General features: G+C 70.2%; 23 protein-coding genes. 14 read left to right on the plus strand and 9 right to left on the minus strand.

The genetic code is table 11. From position 1 onward, the window contains the following. Positions 1 to 20: 20 nt before the first annotated feature. Positions 21 to 560 (minus strand): hypothetical protein, encoded by a 540-nt coding sequence (locus tag P3H15_RS30600; protein ID WP_276140652.1) that lies wholly within the window; start codon positions 558 to 560, stop codon positions 21 to 23. After that, the gene (locus P3H15_RS30605; protein ID WP_072944757.1) at positions 553 to 858 is read right to left on the minus strand and encodes a helix-turn-helix transcriptional regulator; all 306 of its coding nucleotides are present in this window, start codon (positions 856 to 858) and stop codon (positions 553 to 555) included. The genes P3H15_RS30600 and P3H15_RS30605 overlap by 8 nt, the downstream gene beginning before the upstream one ends. 144 nt (positions 859 to 1,002) lie before the next feature. Between P3H15_RS30605 and fdxA the strand changes: the two genes are divergently transcribed. Beyond that, positions 1,003 to 1,329: a ferredoxin gene (gene fdxA, locus P3H15_RS30610; protein WP_005244047.1), complete on the plus strand. Its 327-nt coding sequence runs from the start codon at positions 1,003 to 1,005 to the stop codon at positions 1,327 to 1,329. Here the strand turns inward: fdxA and P3H15_RS30615 are convergent, their stop codons facing one another. Further along, the gene (locus tag P3H15_RS30615) at positions 1,330 to 2,970 is read right to left on the minus strand and encodes an ABC-F family ATP-binding cassette domain-containing protein (RefSeq protein WP_276140653.1); all 1,641 of its coding nucleotides are present in this window, start codon (positions 2,968 to 2,970) and stop codon (positions 1,330 to 1,332) included. A gap of 68 nt (positions 2,971 to 3,038) precedes the next feature. Next, complete coding sequence (locus tag P3H15_RS30620) at positions 3,039 to 3,632, minus strand: bifunctional 2-polyprenyl-6-hydroxyphenol methylase/3-demethylubiquinol 3-O-methyltransferase UbiG (RefSeq protein ID WP_276140654.1); 594 nt, start codon at positions 3,630 to 3,632, stop codon at positions 3,039 to 3,041. A 138-nt stretch (positions 3,633 to 3,770) separates the two neighbouring features. Between P3H15_RS30620 and P3H15_RS30625 the strand changes: the two genes are divergently transcribed. Next, positions 3,771 to 4,619 carry an aldo/keto reductase gene (locus P3H15_RS30625; protein WP_276140655.1) on the plus strand — a complete coding sequence of 283 codons (849 nt, stop codon included), beginning with the start codon at positions 3,771 to 3,773 and terminating at the stop codon, positions 4,617 to 4,619. A gap of 3 nt (positions 4,620 to 4,622) precedes the next feature. Here the strand turns inward: P3H15_RS30625 and P3H15_RS30630 are convergent, their stop codons facing one another. Further along, positions 4,623 to 5,063, minus strand: coding sequence for a cupin domain-containing protein (locus P3H15_RS30630; protein WP_276140656.1), 441 nt, complete (start codon positions 5,061 to 5,063; stop codon positions 4,623 to 4,625). Between the two features lie 151 nt (positions 5,064 to 5,214). Here P3H15_RS30630 and P3H15_RS30635 point away from each other — a divergent pair, with 151 nt between their 5' ends. Next, the gene (locus tag P3H15_RS30635) at positions 5,215 to 5,343 is read left to right on the plus strand and encodes a hypothetical protein (RefSeq protein ID WP_009478066.1); all 129 of its coding nucleotides are present in this window, start codon (positions 5,215 to 5,217) and stop codon (positions 5,341 to 5,343) included. 4 nt (positions 5,344 to 5,347) lie between these two features. Then, entirely contained in the window at positions 5,348 to 5,719 is a 372-nt protein-coding gene (locus tag P3H15_RS30640; protein WP_072944749.1) for a hypothetical protein, read from the plus strand. Here the strand turns inward: P3H15_RS30640 and P3H15_RS30645 are convergent. Both P3H15_RS30645 and P3H15_RS30650 read right to left on the minus strand, forming a co-directional pair. Continuing rightward, positions 5,679 to 7,790: an MMPL family transporter gene (locus tag P3H15_RS30645; protein WP_276140657.1), complete on the minus strand. Its 2,112-nt coding sequence runs from the start codon at positions 7,788 to 7,790 to the stop codon at positions 5,679 to 5,681. The two genes, P3H15_RS30640 and P3H15_RS30645, sit on opposite strands and share 41 nt — an antisense overlap. Positions 7,791 to 7,846: 56 nt before the next feature. Next, positions 7,847 to 11,143, minus strand: coding sequence for a BTAD domain-containing putative transcriptional regulator (locus P3H15_RS30650; protein ID WP_276140658.1), 3,297 nt, complete (start codon positions 11,141 to 11,143; stop codon positions 7,847 to 7,849). A 66-nt stretch (positions 11,144 to 11,209) separates the two neighbouring features. On the opposite strand from P3H15_RS30650, the gene P3H15_RS30655 reads away from it, so the two are divergent. Beyond that, entirely contained in the window at positions 11,210 to 11,884 is a 675-nt protein-coding gene (locus tag P3H15_RS30655; RefSeq protein ID WP_276140659.1) for a hemerythrin domain-containing protein, read from the plus strand. On the opposite strand, the gene P3H15_RS30660 is transcribed toward P3H15_RS30655, so the two are convergent. Further along, the gene (locus P3H15_RS30660) at positions 11,857 to 13,350 is read right to left on the minus strand and encodes a phospholipase D-like domain-containing protein (protein ID WP_276140660.1); all 1,494 of its coding nucleotides are present in this window, start codon (positions 13,348 to 13,350) and stop codon (positions 11,857 to 11,859) included. The genes P3H15_RS30655 and P3H15_RS30660 overlap by 28 nt on opposite strands. Before the next feature lie 114 nt (positions 13,351 to 13,464). Here P3H15_RS30660 and P3H15_RS30665 point away from each other — a divergent pair, with 114 nt between their 5' ends. Further along, on the plus strand, positions 13,465 to 14,565 hold the full coding sequence (locus P3H15_RS30665) for a lipase family protein (RefSeq protein WP_276140661.1): 1,101 nt from the start codon (positions 13,465 to 13,467) through the stop codon (positions 14,563 to 14,565). On the opposite strand, the gene P3H15_RS30670 is transcribed toward P3H15_RS30665, so the two are convergent. After that, a complete protein-coding gene (locus P3H15_RS30670) occupies positions 14,558 to 15,655 on the minus strand; it encodes an NAD(P)-binding domain-containing protein (RefSeq protein ID WP_276140662.1) in 1,098 nt (365 codons plus the stop codon). The genes P3H15_RS30665 and P3H15_RS30670 overlap by 8 nt on opposite strands. A 144-nt stretch (positions 15,656 to 15,799) precedes the next feature. Between P3H15_RS30670 and P3H15_RS30675 the strand changes: the two genes are divergently transcribed. From P3H15_RS30675 to P3H15_RS30710, 8 genes are all read left to right on the plus strand, one after another. Further along, positions 15,800 to 16,531, plus strand: a complete 732-nt coding sequence (locus tag P3H15_RS30675) for an enoyl-CoA hydratase (RefSeq protein WP_005244016.1) — start codon at positions 15,800 to 15,802, stop codon at positions 16,529 to 16,531. Between the two features lie 44 nt (positions 16,532 to 16,575). Then, the gene (locus P3H15_RS30680) at positions 16,576 to 17,691 is read left to right on the plus strand and encodes an MBL fold metallo-hydrolase (protein WP_276140663.1); all 1,116 of its coding nucleotides are present in this window, start codon (positions 16,576 to 16,578) and stop codon (positions 17,689 to 17,691) included. A gap of 50 nt (positions 17,692 to 17,741) precedes the next feature. Continuing rightward, a complete protein-coding gene (locus P3H15_RS30685; protein ID WP_276140664.1) occupies positions 17,742 to 20,192 on the plus strand; it encodes an HAD-IC family P-type ATPase in 2,451 nt (816 codons plus the stop codon). Positions 20,193 to 20,318: 126 nt separating this feature from the next. Next, on the plus strand, positions 20,319 to 20,510 hold the full coding sequence (locus P3H15_RS30690; RefSeq protein WP_005244012.1) for an antitoxin: 192 nt from the start codon (positions 20,319 to 20,321) through the stop codon (positions 20,508 to 20,510). A 105-nt stretch (positions 20,511 to 20,615) separates the two neighbouring features. Beyond that, positions 20,616 to 22,232, plus strand: coding sequence for a Na+/H+ antiporter (locus P3H15_RS30695; RefSeq protein WP_276140665.1), 1,617 nt, complete (start codon positions 20,616 to 20,618; stop codon positions 22,230 to 22,232). Continuing rightward, positions 22,229 to 23,494, plus strand: coding sequence for a lipase family protein (locus tag P3H15_RS30700; protein WP_276140666.1), 1,266 nt, complete (start codon positions 22,229 to 22,231; stop codon positions 23,492 to 23,494). Before P3H15_RS30695 ends, P3H15_RS30700 begins: the two co-directional genes overlap by 4 nt. Further along, positions 23,491 to 23,856, plus strand: coding sequence for an MmcQ/YjbR family DNA-binding protein (locus P3H15_RS30705; protein ID WP_276140667.1), 366 nt, complete (start codon positions 23,491 to 23,493; stop codon positions 23,854 to 23,856). Before P3H15_RS30700 ends, P3H15_RS30705 begins: the two co-directional genes overlap by 4 nt. Next, a complete protein-coding gene (locus tag P3H15_RS30710; protein ID WP_276140668.1) occupies positions 23,853 to 25,061 on the plus strand; it encodes a histidine kinase in 1,209 nt (402 codons plus the stop codon). The genes P3H15_RS30705 and P3H15_RS30710 overlap by 4 nt, the downstream gene beginning before the upstream one ends. Positions 25,062 to 25,093 lie beyond the last annotated feature (32 nt).

Below are 25,093 nucleotides of genomic sequence, written 5' to 3' on the forward strand. Positions count from 1 at the left end.
TTCAGTGAGGGCGGGTGTTCCTACGGAGTGAGGTCGTCGGGTTCGGGGTCGGGTCGGGTCCAGCCGAGGATCATGGCCGGCGTGCACCCCCCGACCATCAGCGCGGTGACGACGAGCAGTCCCGCGGCGTACGGCACGTTGCTGTGATCGACGTCCAGCGCGCCGACGAAGATCAGGTACATCGCCGGAAGCAGCGTCAGCAGCTGGGTGACCGTGAGTCCGATCGAGCGGGCACTGTTGCGCTGCTGGATCTCCCACTCGTCGAGAGCGTCGCGCGGCGCGTCCCCCTGCCGTCCGGACACGATCTGGAGCATCGTCCACAGCGGGAAGAACAACAGGCACGCGGGCAGCCAGAGCAGCGGGCCGACCGTCATGTCGACATGACACACGATCCCGACGGCGGTCATGAACACGAACGTCACCGCGAGGGCGACCACCAGGATTCGCCTGCGGCTGCGCGTCCGCCACCGCGGCAGCCACGTGCGGTAACGGCTTTCGTTCTGGAGGAATCTGCGCGTCCGGAACCCCTGGTACCTCTCGATCAGATTGGTCTCAGGCATGGGAACTCTCCCCGCTTCCTGTCGTGGACGGCGGTCGGTCGGTGCGGTACAGCTCGGTGGACAGGGGCCCGAACTCGGTGCGGGAGAAGATGGCCTCCACCGGCAGTTCGAACACCCACGAGATACGGAACGCCAGGTCGAGGCTGGGGTAGTGGTCGCCCCGTTCGAGTGCGCCAACGGTCTGGGGGTTGACGTCGATCAGCCCCGCCAGCTGAGCCCGGCTCATCCCGCGCTCGGCGCGCAGAACGCCGATGCGGTTGTAGATGGGCAGGGAGTCCCCGCGCCGTACTGGGCTCATGCAACAAAGTGTTGTGAAAACCCAACAATTTGTCAACGGTGGACAACAAGTTCGGGCGCCGAAATGACAGGTTGACCCTGGGAAATTGAGTGGCAGAGTAGAGGCGATTCGCGCAGGACGGCAGGAAAGGACAGGATTACAGACGTGACGTACACCATCGCGGAGCCCTGTGTCGACGTTCTGGACAAGGCATGCATCGAAGAATGTCCCGTCGACTGCATCTACGAAGGCGGTCGGATGCTCTACATCCACCCCGACGAATGCGTCGACTGCGGTGCCTGTGAGCCCGTCTGCCCCGTCGAGGCGATCTTCTACGAGGACGACGTCCCGGACCAGTGGGTCGAGTACACCAAGGCGAACGCCGACTTCTTCGACGACCTGGGGTCCCCCGGCGGCGCCGCGAAGCTCGGGAAGGTCGACTACGACCCGCCGTTCGTCAAGGCGCTGCCGCCCATGGCCGAGGGCGACTGACTACTCCTCGGACAGCCGGCCGGCGTCCATTCGCCAGCGGCGGGTGCTGCGCGTCGAATCCAGCATCCGCCGGTCGTGAGTGACGAGCAGCAGCGTGCCGTCGAAGTTCTCCATCGCCTGCTCGAGCTGTTCGATCGCCGGAAGGTCCAGGTGGTTGGTGGGCTCGTCGAGCACCAGCAGGTTCACGCCCCGCGCCTGCAGCAGGGCGAGGGCGGCGCGGGTGCGTTCGCCGGGCGACAGCGACGCCGCGGGCCGCAGCACGTGGTGTCCCTTGAGGCCGAACTTCGCGAGCAGCGTCCGCACGTCGGCGTCCGGCCAGTCCGGGACCTGCGCCGCGAACGCGTCGGACACCTTCTCGGCGCCCTCGAACAGGCCGCGGGCCTGATCGATCTCGCCGATCGCCACACCCGAACCGAGTGAGGCGGTGCCCGCGTCCAGGGCGATCTTGCCGAGCAGCACCTTCAGCAGGGTCGTCTTCCCGGAGCCGTTGGCGCCGGTGACGATGATCCGGTCACCCCAGTCCACCTGAGTGGTGACCGGGCCGAACGTGAACTCGCGGTCCCCGCCCCACGCGACGGTGGCGCCGTTCGCCGTCGCCACGACCGAACCGCTGCGCGGGGCGGCGGCGATCTCCATCCGCAGTTCCCACTCCTTGCGCGGCTCCTCGACCACCTCGAGCCGCTCGATCCGGCGTTGCGTCTGCCGGGCCTTCGCGGCCTGCTTCTCGGTGGACTCGGTGCGCAGCCCCTTGCCGATCTTGTCGTTGTCCTTCGCCTTGCGGCGCGCATTCCGGACTCCGTGCTCCATCCAGTTCCGTTGCATCTGCGCGCGGTCCTCGAGATCCGAACGGGTTCCGGCGTACTCCTCGTACGCCTCCCGGGCATGCCTGCGTGCGATCTCCCGTTCGGCGAGATACGAGTCGTAGCTGCCGTCGTAGACCGCGATCTGCTGCTGCGCGAGGTCGAGTTCCACGATGCCGGTCACGGTGCGCGCCAGAAATTCCCGATCGTGACTCACCACCACCAGGGCCGCTCGGCTCTCGGCGACGAAGCGCTCGAGCTGCTCGAGCCCCACCAGGTCGAGGTCGTTGGTCGGCTCGTCGAGCAGCAGTACGTCGTACCGGGACAGCAGCAGCGACGCCAACCCGGCGCGCGCCGCCTGCCCACCGGACAGCGACGTCATGTGTGCGTCGAGCGGCACACCCAGCCCGAGTTCGCTCACGACCTTCTCCGCGCGCTCGGCGAGGTCGGCGCCGCCCAGCGCCAGCCAGCGTTCGAGGGCGGGGGAGTAGAGATCCTCGTCCGACTCGCCGAGCGTTTCGGCGGCCGCGTTCATGGTGTGCTCGGCCTCGGTGACGCCGGTTCTGCGGCCCAGGAAGTCGAGCACGGTCTCGCCGGCGATCCGGTCCGGTTCCTGAGCAAGGTAGCCGACGGCGGCGTCGGGAGGGCTGAGCACGATGCTGCCTTCGACGTCCGCGGACCCGACCCCCGCGAGCGTGGTCAGCAGCGTCGACTTGCCCGCACCGTTCGCCCCGACGAGTCCGGTCACGTCGCCGGGCGCGACGGTCAGGTCGAGGCCGGAGAACAGGGTGCGCTCACCGCGCGAAGCCGACAGTCCGCTGATGCGCAGTGTTGCAGTCACCTGATGATTGTCCCAGGACCCGTGAGTACTTATTAACCGCGGGCGGTTAACAAGTACTCACGGGTGCGTCAGCGCTTGACGAGGCGGAACCAGCGCGGGTCGGCCTTCTTGAGTGGTCCCGGCATGCCGGTCGTGTCGGCGTCGACGTCCGACACGAGCTTCCACTTCTCGAACGTGCGCTCCACGTCGGAGCGGGACACACCCCGCGGCAGCGGGCCGCGATGTCCCGGCCCGAACGCGAACATCAACAGCGTGGCGTGCGGTTCGGCCACCGTCGTGACGTTCTCGGCGTACGCGACCCGGGCGTGGTCGCTGAGCCCGTGGTAGCACCCCACGTCCAGGATCAGGTGGTACCCGCGACCGACGGCGTGCTCGAGGTCGGTGGCGTCCGCGTGCATGAACCGCACGTCGACACCCGCCTTCCGTGCCTTGGACCGCGCCTTGTCGAGGGCCAGCTGGACGGTGTCGATCCCCGTCACCTGCCACCCTCGCCGGGCCATTTCGATGGCGTGGTCACCGGTGCCGCATCCGATGTCGAGGACCTCGCCCGGTGGTGCGTCGAAGGGATCGATCAACGTCTCGATCTGGTTCCCGAAGACCCGGCCCGCCTTCACCCAGGGCGTGATCTTGAACCGATAGGCCAATGTGTATCCGAGGCCCATGTCCGCCCCTTTCACCGGGCGCGTCACCACCTGAACGCCGATGCCGTCGGGTTACCCGGTGATACCGAAACGACACGCGAAAGTCCACATTCTGAGACGCCGGGAACATCCGGTCCGGGTGCCCGGTTGGACAGTCCCATGGGTTTCAACAATGCACAGAGTCCTGTACCTACGGTCACGCTCAACGACGGGAACAGCATTCCTGCCCTCGGCTTCGGTGTGTGGCAGGTGCCGGACGACGAGAGTTACGCCGCGGTCACCGAGGCGCTGAAGGCCGGGTACCGCAGCATCGACACCGCCAAGATCTATGAGAACGAGACCGGGGTGGGCCGCGCGCTCGCGGACTCCGGCATCGCCCGTGACGAGTTGTTCGTCACCACCAAGCTGTGGAACGACGACCAGGGTTACGACTCCACGCTCCGTGCGTTCGACGACAGCCTGAGCCGGCTGGGCCTCGACTACGTCGACCTGTACCTCATCCACTGGCCGGTGCCGTCCGCGGACCGCTACGTGGACACGTTCAGGGCCTTCCAGAAGATCAAGGCCGACGGGCGTGCGCGGTCGATCGGTGTCTCCAACTTCACCCCGCAGACCCTCGACCGTCTGATCGCCGAGACCGGCGAGGTACCCGCGCTCAACCAGGTGGAACTGCACCCGCGGCTCAACCAGGCCGACCTGCGTGCCTTCCACACCGGCAAGGGCATCGCGACCGAGGCGTGGAGCCCGCTGGGGCAGGGCACCGTCCTCGAGGACGAGGACATCGCGAAGATCGCTGCCGCGCACGGCAAGACGACCGCGCAGGTGATCATCCGCTGGCACCTGCAGATCGGCAACGTCGTCATCCCCAAGTCGGTGACGCCGGAGCGCATCGCCGCCAACTTCGACGTCTTCGACTTCGAACTGACCCCCGACGAGATCAACACGGTCGGTTCGCTGACCCGGGCCGACGGGCGCATCGGGCCCGACCCGGACGCGTTCGGCGCGTAGCGCCTAGAGCTGGAAGTCCGCGAAGTCGAAGCCCGGGGTGACGACGCAACTGACGAGGGTCGGTTCGTCGCCCTCGGGTTTCGCACGCTGCCAGTGCCGCGGCGGGACGACCAGTTGCGGTTGCTGACCCGCCGCCACGTCCGCGCCGAGGATCAGCGCGTCGGGGGCCGCGGGTTCGCTTCCGTCGCCGCCGAGTTCGAGCCGCAGGGGGCTGCCCCGGTGGTACAGCCAGATCTCGGCGCTGCGCACGCTGTGCCATGCCGACTGCTGTCCGGGCATGAGCAGGAACAGGATCGCGGTGCCCGCCGACCGCGGCCCCGGATAGTCGTCCGGCAGGCTCGCCTCGGGGATGGTGACGTCACTGCGCCACGTCTCGCGGTACCAGCCGCCTTCGGGGTGCGGGGCGAGGTCGAGGGTGCGGGCCCACTCCGGTAATTCCGTCATGGCCGCCATTGTGCCGCCCGGTGCCGCGTCCGGGGGTGGGGTTGCACCACCCCTGAGGTGTCTTATCTCGACGGCCCGGAGCGGGGAGAGTCGTAGGTGTTCACAAAGCGGGGGCACGACATCCCGTACACCATCGACGACAGGAGACAACATGCTCGGAATCATGCTCGGATTGGGCGGAGCCGCAATCGGACTCGGAATCGGCGTCATGGCCCTCGGGGTCGGCCTGCTCCTCAGTGACGCGACGATCAAGCACGATGTCGGCGAACTCCCGGACTGACTCCGTGTGGGTCGACACCAGTCGGGGGCGGGTGCGGGCGCGAACAGCGGCCCGTACCCGCCACCCGTTGGCGTGGTTTCACTCCGTTCTGACCCGCAAGCGCGGGGTTGCCGTCCAAGCGCCGCCTGCCAGTGCGAGCGAGGTGCTCGACCGCCTCGCCGAGATGCCGGTCAGCGTCTGGACCTACGGTTTCGATCACGAGTCGGTGCGGCACCTGGGCCCGATGGCGCAGGATTTCGCCACCGCATTCGGCCTCGGTTCCAACGACCGTCGCATCGCCATGGTGGACGCGAACGGGGTGTGCATGGCGAGCATCCAGGCCCTGTACCGGCGGGTCATCGCGCTCGAAGCGGAAGTGGAGCGCCTGCGGGCGTAGCCGCCCCGCCCCCGCCGGCCGCCGCCGCGCGGCGTACGCCCGGCCGCCACCAGTTGGCGTCGCCCAGCAGGTACATCGTGGCGGGCACCAGCACCATCCGCACGATCGTCGCGTCGATGAGGACCGCGGTCGCGAGACCGACGCCCATCATCTTCACGGTGACGTCGCCGTCGAGCGCGAACCCGGCGAACACCGCGACCATGATCGCCGCCGCGCTCGTGATGACCCGGCCCGTCGACGCCAGTCCCTCGACGACGCTGCGGTGCGAGTCGCCCGTGGCGAGCCAGCGTTCACGGACCCGGGAGAGCAGGAACACCTCGTAGTCCATCGACAGTCCGAACAGGATGGTGAACATGAGGATCGGCACCCAACTCGACACCGGAAGCGCATGGGGGAGCCCGAGCAACTGTGCACCCCAACCCCATTGGAACACCATCACCATGACGCCGTAGGCCGCGGCCACCGACAGCAGGTTCATGGCGGCCGCCTTCACCGCGACCACCGGCGCGCGGAACACGAACGTGAGCAGCACCACCGACAGTGCGACGACGAACGCGATCACCAGCCACAGCCGTTCGGCGAGGCGGGCCGAGATGTCGGCGAACACCGCGGTGAGTCCGGTGACGTGGACGCCGTCGGCGGCGTCGGACCGGATCCTATCGAGCAGTTCGGTGCTGCGGGGATCGCTGGGACCGGTGGTCGGCTGCACCGAGACGAGTGCGGCCGTCGAATCGGCGTTCGTCAGGACAGGCGTCACGGACGCCACCCCGGGTTCGGCCGCAAGGTCACGCACGATCGACGGAAGCTCGGCTGCCGGAACCTTGTTCAGGTCGACCGCCACCATCAGGGGCCCGTTGGCGCCGGGCCCGAACTCGGCGTCGATCAGGTCGTAGGCCTGGCGGATCGTGTTGGCCGCCGGTGCGCTGCCCGCGTCCTGCGGCCACGTCCGCATGCCCAGCACCGGCGCCGCCAGGAGCAGTAGCACGCCGAGCGCCGTCAGCGCCCACAGCCACGGGCGGCGGCTCACCCGGATCGCCCACCGTTCGGTCAGCGGCGACGTCGGGCGACGGTCGGCCCGGGCACGGGACCGTCTGCCGAGCACCCGCGTACCCGCCAGCCCGCACAGTGCGGGCACCAGCGTGACGGAGGTGAGCATGACGATGCCGACCATCGCGAACGTGGCGTAGCCGAACGACGCGTACATCGGCAGCCCGGACAGCCGCAACCCGAACAGGGAGACGAGGACGGTGGTCCCGGCGAAGATCACCGACGTCCCGGCCGTGGAGTTGGCGGCCGCGACGGCGTCCCGGACCGGCATCCCGGATCGCAGGCCCTCGGTGTACCGGGTGACGAGCAGCAGTGCGTAGTCGATTCCGACGCCGATGCCGACCATCGTCGCGATGGTCGGTGCGATGGTGCTGATGCCGGTGAACCCGGCCATGATCGTGATGAGGCCGGACCCGATGCCCACGCCGACGAGCGCGACGGCCAGGGGCAGTCCCGCGGCCACCACGGAACCGAACGCGAACACCAGGATGATCAGCGCCAGGATCATGCCCACCGCCTCGGCGGTGCCCGACGGCTTGGAGATGTTCTCGGGCACCTGCCCGCCCAGTTCCACCTCCAGTCCCTGCGCCCGGGTGCCTGCGACCGCGGACTCGAGCGCGTCGACGCCTTCGCTGCCCTGGAAGTCCGTGACCGGGATGCGGTAGTTGAGGCTGATCACCGCCGTGTCGGAATCCTGGGACAGGCGGGGCGGCGACACGGCACTCACCCCGTTCACGTCCGCCAGCCTGCTGCCGAGATCGGTGAGGACGCCGGGGGCGAGCGGGCCCGTGTCGGAGTGCACGACCACCCGCGCGTCCGCCCCCGACATCTCCGGGAACCGTTCGCTCAGCAGATTCGTCCCCTGCTGCGACGGCAGACCGGGCACGTTGTAGTCGTCGTGGTTGGTGCCGCCGAACGCGGACGCGGCGGCGAACACCAGGACGAGCAGCGTCAGCCACGCGGCGATCACCCGCCAGGGACGGGTCGCGGCGGCCGCGCCGAGGCGGGCGAGCAGGGAACTCATCGGGGAGCCTCCAGGAAAGCCGGATCTTCTGTCGCCTCCGACTGTGCGCCCGGCCGCTAGTGACCCACTTGGAACTCGCTTGGGTGGGTGGTCACCCGGGTGCGGGCGGCGTCGATCCAGGCCGGGCAGCCGCAGCGTTCGGCCAGTGCGAGCGCCGCGGCGTAGTGTGTGCGCGCCGCCTCGGGCCTGCCGAGCAGCATCTCGAGGTCGCCGAGGACGGTGTCGACGGGCCCGACCGCGAACGCCGCCGTGTCGCCGCCCCCGATCTGGCCGCTGTACGGGCTCAGTTCCGCGTGCACCGCCGCCGCCTCGTCCCGCTCACCCAGCCCGGCGACGACGATGCCGCGCAGCGACATCATGAGGGAATGGAAGAAGTCGCGGCGGACGGGGCGCAGGTGGCGCCGCACCTGACGCGCCTGCTCCGGTTTGCCGTTGCCGAGAAGGGCGAGGGCGTGCAGATCGGCGAGCACGTCCGTCGCGGCACTGTCGACCGTCGCGATCACGGCCTCGAATTCGCCGGCCCGGCCCTCGGTGAGCCGCAGCGTGAACACCGCGAGGGCGAAGACGCTGTCCGCGTCGAGTCCGGCCCGGACCATCAACTCGTGGCCCCGCTCGTAATGGCGTTCCGCCGCGGCCAGGTCGCCGGTGAGGTGCGCGACCATCCCGCGGTTCATCTGCCGGGTCGCCTGCGCCTGCTGGAACCGGTACCGGTCCGCCAGTTCCGACTGCAGGCCCATGTGATGTTCGATCGCCGGGATGTCACCGTGGCCGGACGCGATCTCGGCCAGCAGGTGATGGCCGAGCATGGTGAACACCGGTAGCTGCGTCCGGTCGCCGATCCGGAGCAGTTCGTCGCCGATGACCTCGTCGCCGAGTGTGCTGGTCGGCGAGCCGGTGCCGGCGTGGACGGCGCAGAGCACCAGCCCGAGAAGCACCGGATCGTCCAGGTCGCGGGCGAGGACCTCGGCCTCCCGGACCGCGGACCCGGTGCGCTCGTGATCCTCCGCCCCGATCTCGTGGACCAGCGTGACCAGCAGCCTGCAGCGCACCGCCGGCTCCGGTTCCTCGTCCCGCAGCAGCGTCTCGATCAGGTCCACGACGGCCGTGTCCACTTCGCCGTAGCGCCGGTTGATCCACGGCGTCGGGGTGTCGACGAACGCGAGCACCCGGATCGCCAGATCGGTGCGGCCCGCGTCCCGGGCGAGCCCCAGGGCCCGCTTCCGCGAACGGGCCCCGTCCAGCCCGATGCCGGCGGCGAGTTGGGTGCGGCTGAGCTCGGTGAGGATGTCGACGCGCTCGTCCACGGACGCCGCGGCGTCCGGCGGCAACCGGTCGGCCGCGCGGAGGGCGTCGTTCAGGAAGCCGATCTCCGCGTCGTGGGCGTAGCGGTCGGCCGCCTGCGCCGCGGCCGCGACGTTGTGGTCGAGGGCCTGCCGTGCGGTCGCGGCGGACAGCGCCTCGGTGAAATGGTGCGCGAGCGCCGCGACGTCGTGCGGTCGCAACTCCTCGAGCGCCGACCCGACCCGGGCGTGCCAGCGGCTCCTGCGCAGCCGGGTGAGGTCGGAGTAGAGCGTGTCGCGGACGAGGGCGTGCGTGAAGCGGACGGTCCCGGCGCGCGGCTCGCCGAGCAGTCCGGCGATCACGCCCGATTCGAGTGCGTCGAACACGGCGTCCTCGCCGACTTCGGCGGCCCGGGTGAGGACGTCGACGTCGGATTCGCGACCCACCACCGCGGCCAGTCGCAGGACGGACACGGTCAGTTCGGGGAGGCGGGCGATCCGCCTGCGGAGTACGTCCCGGACCCCCTCGGGCACCTCGGACGTGGCCACCAGCTCGCCTTCACTGTCCAGGAGCCGGGCGCTCTCCTGCAGGTAGAACGGGTTTCCGCCGGTCCGCTCGGCGAGCGCGCGGAGGATATCGGGGTCGGGGTCGCGGCCCGACACGTGCCGGATCAGCTCCGCCGACTCCTCGGGACCGAGTCCGCCGAGGCGGATGCGTGTCGGTTGCAGCGACGCGAGGTCGGCGAAGCAGTTCTCCAGGTTCGCGTCGACCTCGTCCGGGCGGAACGCGAGGATCAGCAAGATCGGCGACCGCTGCTGGGCGAGCCGCACGAGGATCGACAGGGTGTCTTCGTCGGCGCGGTGGACGTCGTCGAGGACGACGGCGAGCGGGCCGTGATCGCGGACGGTCCCGAGGTAGTCGGCGACCGCACGGTGCAGCAGGAACCGTCCGCTCGGGTCGTCCGGCCGCGCCGCGTGCGAACGATCGTCGGCGAGCAGGGGCGCCAGCGCGTCCGCCTCGGCACCGGGGTCGACCGTCTCGCGCAGCGCCCGCAGGATTTCCACCCACGCCCAGGCGGGCGGGGCGCCGTCCACCTCGGGGCAGCGGCCCACGGCCACCTGCCACCCCGCGGCGTGCAGGGTGCGACGGAACCGGCGCAGCAGGGACGACTTTCCCGATCCGGCGTCGCCGCCGAGGAGGACCACGGGAGTGCCGGGATCGCTCATCAGGTCGGTCAGGGTCGCCAGTTCCGCGGCGCGGCCGAGGAACCAGGGGTCCGGGGCGGTGTCGACGGGCACGGGGGTGGGTGCGGGTGCGGGTGCGGGTGCGGGTGCGGACGGGACGGTGCCCGTGAGGATCCGGCGTTCGAGTTCGGTCAGACCGGGACCGGGGTCGAGGCCGAGTTCGCTCGCCAGCCTGCTGCGGGCCTCCCGCAACGCGGCCAGGGCGTCGGCCTGCCGCCCGCTGCCGTGCAACGCCAGGGCGAGCAACCGCCACCCCTCTTCCCGGAGCGGATGGTCCCGGGTGAGGGACTGCGCGTCGAGCACCGCGCCCGCGGCGTCGCCGGACGCGACGGCGGCGGCCACCACCCGTTCGCGCGCCACCACCCGCAGTTCCTCGAGCCGGGCGATCTCGGCGAGCGCCCAGTGCTCACCGGCCACCTCGGCGAACGCCGGCCCCCGCCACAGGCCCAGCGCGTGCTCCAGGTCGGCCCGCCCGGTGCCCGCGGCGGAGCGGACCAGGCTCTCGAACTCCCACGCGTCGACCGCGGACGAGGGCAGGGTGAGCGCGTAACCGGGGGCGCGGCTCACCAGGACGGTGGAGTCCGCGCGCGGCGCGCGGCGCGGCTCCAGCGCCCGCCGCAGATTCGAGATGTATGCCTGAAGTGCACCGACGGCCCGCGCCGGGGGAGCCCCGTGCCAGAGGTCGTCGATCAGCCGATCCACCGGAACCACCTCGCCGCGTGCGACGAGCAGCAGGGCGAGCACGGCCCGCTGGCGGGGGCCGCCGAGGTCCACCGCCCCCGATTCGTCCTCCGCCTCGAGCGTCCCGAGTACTCGAATCCGCACCATCGTGCCCAGCGTAAGCACTAGTGGCCTCCAAGTGCTCTCCAAGACGCCGAACCGACCCTTGATCGCATGACAACTTCGACTGCTCACACGACCCGCCCCGACACCCGCGAGATGGTGGTGGTCCACAACTGCTTCCGCCGCCAGTTCGCCGCGCTGCCCGCGCTCGTCCGCCGGGTTCCCGCCGGCGACACCGCCCGGGCCGCGGAGGTGGTGGCGTTCTTCGAGGAACTCGCCACCGCCCTCCACCACCATCATTCGAGTGAGGACGACCTGCTGTGGCCGAAGCTGCTCGACCGCGCGCCCACCGACGCGGCGCTGGTACTGCGGATGGAGGAGCAGCACGAACGCATCTCCGAACTGCTGTCGCTGGCGCAGTCACAGGGCGCCGCGTTCACGGCGGATGCGGCGGACGGCGAACCGCTGGCGAAGACGCTGACCGCGCTGTCCGTGGCGCTGGGCGAGCACCTCGGCGAGGAGGAGCGGCACATCCTCCCGATGGCGGAGCAGTTCATGACGCTCGCCGAGTGGCAGGAGATGGGTGACCGCGGCCGCGCGTCGATCCCCAAGGACCGGCTGCTGGTGTTCCTCGGTTTCATCCTTCAGGGGGCGACACCCGAGGAGCGTCGAATGTTCCTGTCGGAGATGCCTTTCGCCGCCAGGATGGCATGGTCGATCCTGGGGCGGCGGGCGTTCCGCAAGGACTACCGGCGCATCTACCGCACCGAACCGGCCGCCTTCTGACGTCGGATCACTTTGCGCCGCAACCGGCCCCGGCTGGTCCGCTCCCAGAAGCTCGGCGGTGTGCGCTCGGGATCCATCAGTTCGTTCTCGGCCAGCGGACTGTCCTCGTCCTCGACCGTGTCCGGCTCGAACTTCTCCAGGGTCCGGCCACCGCCGCGCAGCGCCTCGACCGTGCTCAGGAGCGACGACGTCTCGGTCAGTGTGTCCTCGAACAGCCCGGCCGGGACACCCAGGTGCTCGCAGACGAGCTGACGGCGAATGCCGAGGATGGTCGCCCGCAGTTCGTCCCCGTTCGCCGTGTCCGCGGTGACCTCGACCGCGAGATCGCATTCGGAGTCGAATCCCATCGACCGGTTGTTGAGGTTCGACGAACCCACCCGCAGGAGACGGTCGTCCATCACCAGCACCTTGGCGTGGACGTAGATCGGTTCACCGCCCGCCGTGACGGGGTAGTAGACGCCCAGCCGGTTCCCGGTGTCGGCCCGCCAGAGCAGGTGCAGCAACCGGCGGCGGGCGCCGTCCATCGCCTTCTGCTCGAGCCAGCCGTTGGCGTTGCGCGGCAGCACCAGCACGATCTCCGGCCCGTCCGGTTCGCGGAGTCGCGCGGCGATCGCCTCCGCGAGGGTGCGCGACGCCAGGTACTGACTCTCGATGTACAGCGACCGCTCGGCGCCGGCGATCGCGGCCAGGTACAGGGCCTCGATCTCCCGGACCTCGTCCCGGTCGTCCAGCTCCGGCAGTGTGCGAGCGACCCCGACGTCGACGGCGCGCATCGTCGGCTCGAGCCCCTCGGGCCACGGCGTCCGTCCCGCGATCTCGTCGACCGCCGCCAGATCCTGCCCCGTGGCCGCCTTCCACCGGGTGCGGGCCAGTTCGCCGATGGCCTTCGCCGCGTCCCCGTCGACGGCGGTCGTCGCGTCGTGCCACGGCCCGTACCGCTTGCCGTTCGGCTGCGTCCGGTAGTGGTTGCGGTCCCGATGTTCGGGGGTGTCCCACCGGTCCACGGTCATGTCGATGCCGCCGCAGAACGCGAGCGCGTCGTCGATGACGACGATCTTCTGGTGGTGCGCCGAACCGATCGGGTGGGCGGCGTCGAGTTCGAAGTGCAGGCGGCGGTCCGTCACCCAGTTGACCACGAAGATCGGGGTCATCCCGCGTCCGATCGCGGTGAAGGCCCCGATATTCCATTTGAGCAGGTAGATGTCGAGATCCGGACGTTCGCGCGTCAACCAGGCCAGGAAGCGGCCGAGCTGGTTGGGCCCGTCGAGCGTCTTCTCGTCCGGTTCGAACTCGATCCTCGTGTCGAAGTCCCAGCCGATGAGGATGATCCGCCTGCGCGCCTGCAGCATCGCGGACTTGGCGTGGCGGAAGTAGTCCGCCGCGTCGACGATGCACGCGAGACGATCGGCGCGGGCAACCTGCCAGCAAGTGTCGCCGGGAGTCAGGATCGTGCTGTCGTCGCTCATGTCTCTTCTGCTCTCCCGGTCTCGTGCGTCCCACTTCCCCGTGAGTGGACGATTCAGAGTACTGCGCCACCCCCGCGCAGCTACCGTTGAGAGGTGCGGAGATGGTGGCGCATCGTGGCGTTGCTCGCACTGGTCAGCGTGCTGTGGGCACCCACTGTCGGTGCGGATCCCCTGCGGACCGGATCGAGCCCCGGCACCGTCGTCGCCTCGTCCGAGTTGCCTGCCGAACTCTGGCTCCGCGGAACCGGGAGTGCGTACCGGATGACGTACCTGACCACCGACCGTCACGGCATCACCCCGTGCACCGGGATGGTGTTCGTGCCGCCCGGGACGCCGCCCGCCGGGGGATGGCCCGTCATCGCGTGGGCACACGGAACGGTGGGGGACTCCGACGCCGACGCACCCTCGGTGACGGGCGTCGACCCGCAATCCTCGGACTACGTGAGCAGCTGGCTGAAACTCGGCTACGCCGTGGCCGCCACCGACTACGTGGGCCTGGGCACCCCAGGGGTGCCGCCCTACCTCGACGGGAAGGTCGCAGGCCGCAGCGTCGTCGATGCCGTGCGCGCCGCCCGGGAGATCGACGCCGACCTCTCCTCCACGTGGATGGCCGTCGGACTGTCCCAGGGTGGTCAGGCCGCGGTGTTCGCCGCGCACGTCGCCACGTCGTACGCGCCGGAACTCGACTACCGCGGGGCCGTCGCGAACGGGGTGCCGTCGAACATCGAGACGGTGTCGAACTGGAGCGGTCCCGCGTTTCCGCCGCAGGGCCTCGCCGGTCTCACCGTGTACATGTCGTACCTGATCGCCGGGGTCCGCGACGCGTACCCGGAACTGGACGTCGACAGCTATCTGACCCCGGTCGGGAAGCAGTTCGTGGACGCGGCCCCCGAAGTGCCGTTCCGGCAGTTCGCCGCCATGACCGGGAACGTGTCGGTGGCGCAGATGCTGTCGCGGGCGCTCGACGTGCCCGCGCTGCAGGACGCGTTGCGCGAATACCTCGAGGTCCCGGTCGCGGGGTACGACCGTCCGCTGCTGCTGGTGCAGGGGGTCACCGACGCGTCGGTGCCGCTGCCGCTGACGGAGAAACTCGTGTCCGAGATGCGCGGGGCCGGAACGAATCTCGACTACCGGGTGTACTCGGGTGGTCACTTCGGCAGCATGTACCAGGCGGGACCCGACCAGGCCTCGTTCGTCGCCTCGCTGATCAGGTAGGGGCGGGCAACCCGAGGTGCCGGGTGAGTTCGCGGGCCGCGGCCTGCCCGGCCCGGTTCGCGCCGATCGTGGACGACGACGGTCCGTAGCCCACGAGATGGATCCGCGGATCCGACGCTACCTGGGTGGCCAGGCGTCCCGTCATCGTGATGCCGCCGCCCGGACCGCGCAGCCGTAGCGGTGCGAGGTGATCGAGCGAACTGCGGAAACCGGTGCACCACAGGATCACATCGACCTTCGCCTCGTGGCCGTCGGCCCAGCGGACACCGTCCTCGGTGATCTCGCTGAACATCGGCTGCCGCGCCAGCACCCCGCGTTCGCGGGCGGCACGGATCGCGGGCGTCACGGGCAGCCCCGTCACCGACACCACCGAGCCCGGCGGCAGCCCGCGGCGAACCCGGTCCTCGACCAGAGCGACTGCGGCGCGGCCGATCTCTTGTGTGAACGGCTCGTCCCGGAACTCCGGCGGGCGGCGCGTCACCCACGTCGTGGTGGTGACCCGGGAGATCTCGTCCAGCAACTGCACCGCCGAGATACCGCCGCCGACGACGAGAACGTGCTGTCCCGCGAAGTCCTGCGCCGCCGAGTAGTCCCTGGTGTGCACCTGGAGGCCGGTGAACGACTCCGCGCCGGGATAGCGGGGAATGAAGGGGCGTTCCCACGTTCCCGTCGCGTTGATCAGGCCGCGGGCCGACACCACGCCGCTGTCGGTCTCGATGTGCAGACGCTCGTCACGGGCGCACACCACCCGGGTGTGCACGGGACGGTGCACCGGCAACTCGAACTGCTTCTCGTACGTCGCGAAGTACTGGGGAACGGCGCTGGATGCGTGCACCAGCGCGGCCTCGGGGTCGTGCGGGTCCACGCCGACCGTCTCGGCGAAGCCGAGCCCGGGCAGGTCGTGGACATCGTTGACGGTGCTCAGCGTCAGGGACGGCCACCGGAACTGCCACGCGCCACCGGGTCCCGGCGCGTGATCGAGCACGACGAAACCGGACTCCGGCTCCACCCCGAACCTGCGCAGATAGTAGGCGGCAGACAGCCCCGCCTGTCCCGCGCCGATCACGGCGACGTCCACTTCACTGTTCATGTCGGTCCTCACCTCCATCCTCACAACTACCGGAGAGGCTCGTGTGTTCCGGCCGATTCGGCTGTGGTTGGGTGACGGATGTCCAGTCGGGTGGGCAGGGGAGAATTCGGAAGTGGACAGCAATCACGAAGAAAGCGAGTGGACATGATCGGGACGAGTCGTGACGGCGACGTCTTCACCCTCGAACTGCAACGACCCGACCGTCGCAATGCGTTGAACACCGAGATCTGCGAACTGCTGCGCGAGGAGACAGAGAAGTCCGTCACCGACGGCGCGCGGGTGATCGTCCTCACAGGGCAGGGCAGCGCGTTCTGCGCGGGCGCCGACCTGTCGGGCGACGTGTACGCCGACGGGTTCACCGACACCCTGCTCGAGATGCTGCACACCATCGACTCGGTCCCCGTCCCCGTCATCGCCGCGATCAACGGCCCCGCGATCGGCGCGGGCAGCCAGCTGGCGCTCGCCGCGGACCTGCGGGTGGTCGCACCCGAGGCGCGCTTCGCCATCCCCGCCGCCAAGCTCGGGATCTCCGTGGACCGGTGGACCGTGCACCGGCTGGCCGCCCTGATCGGCGGCGGACCGGCACGAACGATCCTGCTCGGCGCGGAAGAGGTCGGGGCCGACGAGGCGCTGGCGCACGGTCTCGCCAACAAGCGCGGCGACCTCGCCGTCGCGCAGCAGTGGGCGCACTCGATCGCACGCCTGGCGCCGCTGTCGCTGCAACACCTCAAGATGGTGCTCAACGACGACGGCACCCAGAGCCCGCCGCCGCCCGAGCAGCTCGCGGCATTGCATGCGGCGTGGAAGAGCTACGACGCGCAGGAAGCGCGGGCCGCCCGCGCCGAGAAGCGTCCCCCGGTGTTCCGCGGGCAGTAGCCGTCGGCCGCACCTTTCCCGCACGCGTGGTTACAGTTGTCGGGGTGAAAGCGAAGAACGCCGTGACGACTGTTCTGGCCACCGCCGCCCTCGGGTGGCTGACGCGCGCCGCGTGGGGCCTTCCGTCTCAGATGGGCGCGTCGCGTGCCAAGGTGCGCCCATACGCCGCGACGTCGCCGCGGTACCGCGACCGTCAGTTCCACAACACCGATCCGAGCAGCATGATGCTGCCCGGTTCGGAGACCGGGATTCTCAAGGCGCTGATCACGCGGGGCAAGGCGGGACGCCCGCGCAGGCCGATCCCGCTCGCGACGCCCCTCGCGCCCGTCGAGGCGGCCGACGTCGCCGTCACCTGGTACGGACATTCGAGTGTGCTCGTCGAGGTCGACGGCTACCGGGTGCTGGCCGACCCGGTGTGGAGCCATCGGGTGTCGCCGTCCGCGCTTCTCGGTCCGTCCCGCATGCACCCGACTCCGGTGCCGCTGGCCGACCTGCCCGTCCTCGACGCCATCGTCATCTCGCACGACCACTACGACCACCTCGACATGGCCACCGTGCAGCAACTCGCCGCCACCCAGAAGGCGCCGTTCGTCGTTCCGGTCGGGCTCGGTGCGCACCTGCGTCAGTGGCGGGTGCCGGAGGAGCGGATCGTGGAACTCGACTGGGACGAGTCGACGACACTCGGTGAACTCACGCTCACGTGCACCGAGGCCCGGCACTTCTCCGGCCGGGGCCTGGTGCGCAACACCACCCAGTGGGCGTCGTGGGTGCTCGCAGGCCCGAGCCGGAAAGTGTTCTTCGGCGGCGACAGCGGATACACGACGCGGTTCGCCGACCTGGGCCGCCGGTACGGACCGTTCGATCTCACGCTGCTGCCCGTCGGCGCCTACGACACCAGGTGGGCGGACATCCACATGAACCCCGAGGAGGCGGTGCAGACGCACGCCGACCTCAACGCCGGCGACGCGACCCGTGGACTGCTGGTGCCGGTGCACTGGGCCACGTTCAACCTCGCGTTCCACACGTGGTCCGAGCCGATCGTCCGGATGCTCGCGGCCGCGCAGGAGGCGGGCACCCCGGTGGCCGTGCCGATGCCTGGGCAGCGCGTCGACGCACTGAAGCCGGCCGCCCAGACCCCGTGGTGGACCGCACTCGGCTGAGTCCGGCGCGCATCCCCTCGGAGCCGAGCCTCGTTGCGTAGCCTTTGACCATGGCATACGACGAAACCGGCACCGACAGCGTTGCAGTCGTCGCGGTGGAGGGGCTGACGGCCGCGCAGGTGGCGGAGCGGGTGGCGGCGGGCAAGACCAACGACGTCCCGGATCGGGCCGCCCGGTCGGTGCGCGACATCGTGCGCGCCAACGTGTTCACCCGGATCAACGCGATCCTCGGGGTGCTGCTGATCATCGTGCTGGCCACCGGTTCGATCGTCGACGGCATGTTCGGCCTGCTGATCATCGCCAACAGCGGGATCGGCATCATCCAGGAAGTGCGGGCCAAGCGGACCCTCGACAAGCTGGCGATCGTCAGCCAGACCAAACCGGTGGTGCGCCGCGACGGCGTCGCCGTCGCGATGGCACCGCGGGAGGTCGTGCTCGACGACATCATCGAACTCGGCGCCGGCGACCAGATCGTCGTCGACGGGGTCGTGGTCGAGGCGGCGGCACTCGACATCGACGAGTCCCTCCTCACCGGTGAGGCCGACCCCGTGCACAAGGACGTCGGTCAGGAGGTGCTGTCGGGGAGTTTCGTCGCGTCGGGCAGCGGCTGTTACCGGGCCACGAAGGTCGGAAGCGACGCGTACGCCGCGAAACTCGCGGACGAGGCCAGCAAGTTCACGCTCGTGCACTCGGAGTTGCGCAGCGGCATCGACAAGATCCTGAAGTTCATCACGTACCTGATGATTCCGGCGGGTCTGCTGATCATCTACAACCAGTTGTTCTCGAGCGGCGAGTCGATCCGGCCGGCGCTGAGCGGGATGGTGGCCGCGCTGGTGCCGATGGTGCCCGAGGGCCTGGTGCTGATGACGTCGATCGCGTTCGCGGTCGGGGTGATCCGGCTCGGTCAGCGGCAGTGCCTCGTGCAGGAGTTGCCCGCCATCGAAGGCCTCGCGCGCGTCGACGTGGTGTGCGCCGACAAGACCGGCACCCTCACCGAGAACGGCATGCGGCTGTCCGAACTGCGCTGCGCCGACCCGTCCGACGCCGAACCGTCCCGCGCGGCGCTCGCCGCGATGGCGGCGTCCGACCCGCGGCCGAACGCCAGTGTTCTCGCGATCGCGGAAGCCTTTCCCGACGCCCCCGGCTGGGGCGACGCCACCGCGGAGGCCCCGTTCTCCTCGGCCAAGAAGTGGAGCGGCCAGTCGTACGGTGCCCACGGCAACTGGGTCCTGGGCGCCCCCGACGTGCTGCTCGACCCCGGCAGCGACATGGCCCGGCAGGCCGAGGAAGTCGGCTCCTCGGGACTGCGGGTGCTCCTGCTCGGCAGCTGCGACGTCGCGGTCGACCACCCCGCGGCACCGGGTGCGATCACGCCGCGCGCGCTGGTGATCCTGGAACAGCGGGTGCGTCCCGACGCCCGCGGCACCCTCGAATACTTCGCGAGCCAGAACGTCACCGTGAAAGTCATCTCGGGTGACAACGCCGTGTCGGTCGGCGCGGTGGCCGGATCGCTCGGGCTGCCCGGCGGCGACCGTCCCGTCGACGCCCGCGAATTGCCCGACGACCGCGACGCCCTCGCCGAGACCCTGGAAACGGCGACGACGTTCGGCCGGGTGCGCCCCGACCAGAAGCGGGAGATGGTGGGGGCGCTGCAGTCTCGCGGTCACACCGTTGCGATGACGGGCGACGGCGTCAACGACGTGCTGGCCCTCAAAGATGCCGACATCGGCGTGTCGATGGGCTCGGGCAGCCCCGCCACCCGCGCGGTCGCGCAGATCGTGTTGCTGGACAACAAGTTCGCCACCCTGCCGTACGTGGTGGGCGAGGGCCGCCGGGTGATCGGCAACATCGAGCGCGTCTCGAACCTGTTCCTCACCAAGACCGTGTACTCGGTGTTGCTGGCGTTCCTCATCGGACTCACCGGTGTGCTGTCGCAGATCTTCCATTTCGAGCCGGTGCCGTATCCGTTCCTGCCGCGGCACGTGACGATCGCCGCCTGGTTCACCATCGGCATTCCCGCGTTCATCCTGTCGCTGGCCCCGAACAACGAGCGGGCACGCTCCGGGTTCGTGCCGCGTGTGATGCGCCTCGCCGTGCCGTCCGGTGTGATCATCGGTGTCACGACGTTCATTTCGTACCTTCTCGTGTACGCGGGCCCGGATCAGACGGAGACGCAGAAGATTCAGGCAGGCACGTCGGCGCTCATCACCCTCATCATGATCGCCCTGTGGGTGCTGGCCGTCGTCGCCCGGCCGTACGTGTGGTGGAAGCTGGTGCTGATCTTCGGATCCGTAGCGGGATACCTCATCCTGTTCGCGTTGCCGTTCACGCGGGAGTTCTTCAAACTCGATCCGACCAACGTCGCCGCCACCACCTCCGCTCTCGTGTGCGGGCTCGTGGGAGTGGTTCTCGTCGAAATCGGATGGTGGGTCACGGGCAGGCTGCACGGTGAGCACCGCCGCCTCTTCGCGGCCCCGGAAGATCTTCCGGGCGTGCACTGACCGGAGTACCGCTCGCGACGATCCGAACGGTTGGCGTCGCCGAGTCAATGCTGTGAGACTGGGTGCACGGCGGGTGATCGAACTCGCGCGGACACTGCGTGCGCATGCACCGGAGGAGGAAGAACGATGAGTTTCGTCGACACACTGAAGGGCCTGCTGGGCAAGGGGAGGGAAGCCGCTTCGCAGAACGCGGACAAGGTTCACGGCGCCATCGACAAGGCCGCCGACGTCGCGGACAGCAAGACCGGGGGCAAGTACAGCGACAAGATCGACAAGGCCGCCGACGCGGCGAAGAAGGCTGTTCCCCCGAAGGAGTGAACCCTTCCCGGACACACCGTGCGGGCCCCGGTTCTCGGACCGGGGCCCGCACGTGTCTTCGGAGATGACCCGCGCATCGCGGGCGGGCGCGGCAGAATCGGTGTCGTGAACGGCGTCCTCGTGCTCCTCGTCATCATCGCGGCCATCGCCGTGACGAGTTTCGCGAAGCGCCGCGATCTGCAGGCGCCGCTCGTCCTCGTCACCATCGGGTCGGTGGCATCGTTCATTCCCGGGATGCCGCGCCTCGAACTGGACCCGGAGGCCATCCTCGGGGTGGTGCTGCCGCCTCTGCTGTACTCCGCGGCCCTCAAGTTCTCGGTGGCCACGTTCCGGCGCCACCTCGCACCGATTCTGCGGCTGGGGATCTTCACCGTCCTGGCGACCGCGGTGGGGGTGGCGTTCTTCGCCAACTGGCTGGTTCCCGAATTCACGCTCGGCGCGGCGCTCGTCCTCGGCGCCGTGGTCGCGCCGACGGACGCGGTCAGCGCCGTCGCGGTCGGCCGCAGGCTGGGTTTGCCGAACCGGGTGATCGCGATCCTCACCGGTGAGGGGCTCGTCAACGACGCGACCGCGCTGACCCTGTTCGCCGTCGCCGTGTCCGCCGTCGTCGGGGCGGAGATACCCGTCCCTCCCGTGGTGTTCTTCGCCTACGAGGTGGTCGGCGGGGTGCTCATCGGGCTGGTGCTCGCGAAGATCGTCGAGTGGGTGCGGCACCGCATGTACGACTCGCCGTTGGAAACGGTGCTGGGGCTGATGCTCCCGTTCGCCGCGTACCTCGCGGCCGAGGAGATCCACGCGTCCGGTGTGCTGTCGGTCGTCGCCGCGGGATTCCTGATGGGGCACAAGGCCACCGACGCGTCCGTGGCCACCCGAATCCAGGAGCGGTCGCTGTGGGAGAGCGTCGACCTCCTGCTCGAGATGTTCGTGTTCGCCTACATGGGGCTGCAACTGAGGTTCGTCATCGACGACGTTCGCGACCAGGGTCTGCCGGTGCTCCACATCTTCTTCTACGGCTTCGCCGTCCTTGCGGTGGTCATGGCGATCCGCCCGGCGTGGATACTTCTGCACAGGCTTCGCCGCCGCCTCGGGCTGGCGATCAGGGCGCCGGGCGGCTCCGTGGAACTGGGGTGGCGGGAGAGCGTCGTCGTGTCCTGGGCGGGAATGCGCGGGGTGGTCACGCTCGCTGCCGCGTCCGGTGTGCCCGTGGTGATCGCGAGCGGGCAGCCGTTCCCGGGACGCGAGGTGATCCAGGCGATCGCGTTCGTCGTGGCCGTCGGCACCCTGCTGATCCAGGGCGCCACCATGCCGCTGCTGATCCGGACCCTCGATCTGGCGGATCCCGACGAACGCAGGCGCGAGGAGGAACAGGTGACGCTGGCCCGCGCGATCTCCCGCGACGCCGGCGAACGGGCGCTCGTCGAATTCGCCGCGAACCCGCCCGCCGGAGTCGACCGCACGGCGGTCACCGACATCCTCGACCGGGTGCGGCGGTCGATGCGGGCCCGCCTGCAGGCCGAGGAGGCGGAGGACGCCGCCGAGAAGCAACGGGCAGGCGCACTGTTCGACCACTACCGCCGCGCCGCCCTGCGCGCACAGCGGGAGGCGCTCATCGCCGCGCGCGATGCGGGCACACTCGACGACGAAGTGATGCGTAGCGTGTTGGAAGGTCTCGATGTGGAGGAGGCCGCAGCCGAGGAGCGGGTGCGGAGACGTCGCGAATGAGGTGCGAGGTGGGTGTGCGTCCGGTGCGAACCGCCGTGGTCGCGCTGGCCGGTGCCCTGGCGCTGACCGTTCCCCTGACGCTGACCGCCTGCGCCACGGACGTGGCCTCCCCGGCCCCGCCCCCCACGACGTCGGTGGCCGCACCCGCTTCTCCGTCCGGTTCCCCGGCGCCGACGGGCGACCAGCGGGGCGCCCTGATCAGCCGGCAGCCGGTGCCCGACATCGATCCGGCGATCACCGCCCTCGGTGCCACGGCCACCCGCGTCGTCTACCGGTCGACGTCCGGCGTCGACGGCGGCGGCGCGGAGGTGGTGGGCACGGTCTTCACTCCCGGCGGTCCCGCGCCGGACGGCGGCAGGCCCGTCGTGACGGTCGGGCACGGCACCACGGGCGTCACCGACGAATGCGCCCCGTCGTCCTCGCCGACCCTGCTGGGCACCACGAACCTCGTCCGCCCGCTGCTGCAGCGCGGCTACGTCGTGACCGTCACCGACTATCAAGGCCTCGGCACCGACGGCCCGCACCCCTACCTCGAACCGGACACCGCCGCCTACGACCTGATCGACGCGGTCCGGGCGGCGCACAACGTGGTGCCGGACGCGTCGGCGCGCTGGGCGGCGATCGGAGTGTCGCAGGGCGGGCAGGCGTCGTGGTCCGCCGCCGAGCACGCCGGCGACTACGGCGACGGCCTCGACTTCGTCGGCGCGGCGAACCTGTCACCGGCGGCCGACCTGTCGGGGATCGTCGCCGACGGGACCGTCGAACCACTGTCGTTGCCGCAGAAGATGTTCCTGCCGTACCTCCTCGAGGGACTGAAGGTGATCCACCCGGAGCTGAACCCGGACGACTACATGCGCGGCGCCCTCGCCGCCGCCCCCGATGTCACGCTGTCGTGCGTCACCGCGAAACTCCAGGAGAAGTGGACGGTGGCGACCCAGCTCACCCCGGCCGACACGGGCCCGCGGACGGCGGCCGACGCCGAGCGCATGCGGGGGTGGCTGCAGGACATCGCGCTGCCGAAGACCGGTGCGAGCGGACCGATGCTCGTCGTGGTGGGGGATCGGGACAACCTCATTCTGCCGCAATGGACTTCGCGGGCCGTCGACAACGCGTGCACACTCGGCGACGTCGTCGAGTTCGACACCCGGCCCGGGGAGGGCCACGCGGACGGGCGATCCGTTCCCGGGGCGGTGCAGTGGATCGCCGACCGCTTCGCCGGCCTGCCCGCACCGGACACGTGCGCCGAGGGAGGATCGCCGTGAAGAAAGCGGACCTCGAACGGCTACGGGCGCTGTGCCTCGCACTGCCCGAGGCGACCGAGCGGGTCAGTCACGGCGAACCGGCGTGGTTCGTCCGCAAGGCGCCGCAGTTCGCGACCCTCGCCGACCGGCACCACGACGACCGGGTGTCGTTCTGGGCCGCGGCCCCGCCGGGCGCGCAACAGGATTGGGTGCACCGTGACCCCGGCCGGTTCTTCGTCCCGCCGTACGTCGGGGGCCGCGGGTGGATCGGGGTGTACCTCGACGTGCCGCAGGACTGGGACGACGTCGCCGACATCGTCGAGGACGCGTACCGCGCCGTCGCTCCGAAAACCCTGATCGCCCGACTGGACACCGGCGAATGACGGGATCCGTCGTCGCCGTGGTGGCGTTGCTCGTCCTCGTTCCTCTCGTCGCGTTCACCGCCGTGTGGTTGCGCGCCCGGCGCGAGTTGACCACCCCCACCGAGCGGGCCGTCCACACGACCCTCCACACCGCGTCGCTGGCGGCGCGCCCGTTGCGGCGGGGGCTCGACGGGACGTCGGCGGACGAGGCCGCGCCGCATCTGCGTCAGCTGACCGGGGCGCAGGCGCTGGGCGTCTTCGACGCCGCCGGTGACCTGCTCGCGTGGAGCGGACCGCACGAGGCGATGACCGAACAACTACGCGACGCGGCGGCCCGCGCGGTCGACGGGGAACGCCGGGTGCTCGTCGCCTACGGCGGCCTCGTCCGGGGTGCGGGCGACAACGCGGTGCGGGCGCTGATCGCCCAGCCGCTGCTCATCGAGGCCACCGGGGTGGTCGGCGTGCTCGGCATCGTCACCACCGAAGACCCCGGACCGGGCATGCTCGGCGCCGTCACCGAGGTCGCCCGGTACGCGTGCAGCCAGATCGAACTCGCCGACCTCGACGCGTCCCGCGCCCGCCTCGACCGCGCCGAGGTGCGGGCGCTGCGCGCGCAGATCAGCCCCCATTTCATCTACAACGCGCTGAACACGGTGGCGTCGTTCGTCCGCACCGACCCCGACCGCGCCCGGGAACTGATCCTCGAATTCGCCGACTTCACCCGGTACTCGTTCCGGTCGGCGGGGGAGTTCACCCTGCTGGCCGACGAACTGCGCAACATCGACCGGTACCTCACCCTCGAGCGCGCCCGGTTCGGCGACGCCCTCGCCGTGAAACTGCAGGTGGCGCCCGAGGTGCTGAACGTGGTGCTGCCGTTCCTCGCCCTGCAACCGCTGGTCGAGAACGCGGTGCGGCACGGCATCGCCGCCAAACCGGACGGCGGCACCGTCAGCATCGTCGCCGCCGACGAGGGCACCGACTGCGTGATCAGCGTCGAGGACGACGGCGTCGGCATGGACCCGGAACTGCTGCGGTCGGGGTCGCTGGATGCGGTGGCCGAGTCGTCCGGGGTCAAGGAGGCGGCGCACGTCGGGCTCGCCAACGTCGACGACCGCCTGCGCGCCGCGTTCGGCAACGACTACGGACTGGTGGTGGAGACCGCGCCCGGCGCGGGCACGAAGGTGAGCATGCGCGTCCCGAAGTTCCGGCGGGGGATCTCGACGTGAACGGGAAGCGTCCGTGCGACGATTGCTGTCGT

It is taken from the genome of Rhodococcus sp. T2V (genome assembly GCF_029269925.1).
Classification (GTDB): Bacteria; Actinomycetota; Actinomycetes; order Mycobacteriales; family Mycobacteriaceae; genus Rhodococcus_F; species Rhodococcus_F koreensis.

Coding starts and splice junctions, on each gene's coding strand:
- P3H15_RS30660 (WP_276140660.1), bottom strand. CDS start 13,350: ATGAGCGACGACAGCACGATCCTGACTCCCGGCGACACTTGCTGGCAG.
- P3H15_RS30630 (WP_276140656.1), bottom strand. CDS start 5,063: ATGACGGAATTACCGGAGTGGGCCCGCACCCTCGACCTCGCCCCGCAC.
- P3H15_RS30645 (WP_276140657.1), bottom strand. CDS start 7,790: ATGAGTTCCCTGCTCGCCCGCCTCGGCGCGGCCGCCGCGACCCGTCCC.
- P3H15_RS30650 (WP_276140658.1), bottom strand. CDS start 11,143: ATGGTGCGGATTCGAGTACTCGGGACGCTCGAGGCGGAGGACGAATCG.
- P3H15_RS30670 (WP_276140662.1), bottom strand. CDS start 15,655: ATGAACAGTGAAGTGGACGTCGCCGTGATCGGCGCGGGACAGGCGGGG.
- P3H15_RS30635 (WP_009478066.1), top strand. CDS start 5,215: ATGCTCGGAATCATGCTCGGATTGGGCGGAGCCGCAATCGGACTCGGA.
- P3H15_RS30675 (WP_005244016.1), top strand. CDS start 15,800: ATGATCGGGACGAGTCGTGACGGCGACGTCTTCACCCTCGAACTGCAA.
- P3H15_RS30620 (WP_276140654.1), bottom strand. CDS start 3,632: ATGGGCCTCGGATACACATTGGCCTATCGGTTCAAGATCACGCCCTGG.
- P3H15_RS30710 (WP_276140668.1), top strand. CDS start 23,853: ATGACGGGATCCGTCGTCGCCGTGGTGGCGTTGCTCGTCCTCGTTCCT.
- P3H15_RS30700 (WP_276140666.1), top strand. CDS start 22,229: ATGAGGTGCGAGGTGGGTGTGCGTCCGGTGCGAACCGCCGTGGTCGCG.
- P3H15_RS30600 (WP_276140652.1), bottom strand. CDS start 560: ATGCCTGAGACCAATCTGATCGAGAGGTACCAGGGGTTCCGGACGCGC.
- P3H15_RS30605 (WP_072944757.1), bottom strand. CDS start 858: ATGAGCCCAGTACGGCGCGGGGACTCCCTGCCCATCTACAACCGCATC.
- P3H15_RS30625 (WP_276140655.1), top strand. CDS start 3,771: ATGGGTTTCAACAATGCACAGAGTCCTGTACCTACGGTCACGCTCAAC.
- P3H15_RS30655 (WP_276140659.1), top strand. CDS start 11,210: ATGACAACTTCGACTGCTCACACGACCCGCCCCGACACCCGCGAGATG.
- P3H15_RS30685 (WP_276140664.1), top strand. CDS start 17,742: ATGGCATACGACGAAACCGGCACCGACAGCGTTGCAGTCGTCGCGGTG.
- P3H15_RS30690 (WP_005244012.1), top strand. CDS start 20,319: ATGAGTTTCGTCGACACACTGAAGGGCCTGCTGGGCAAGGGGAGGGAA.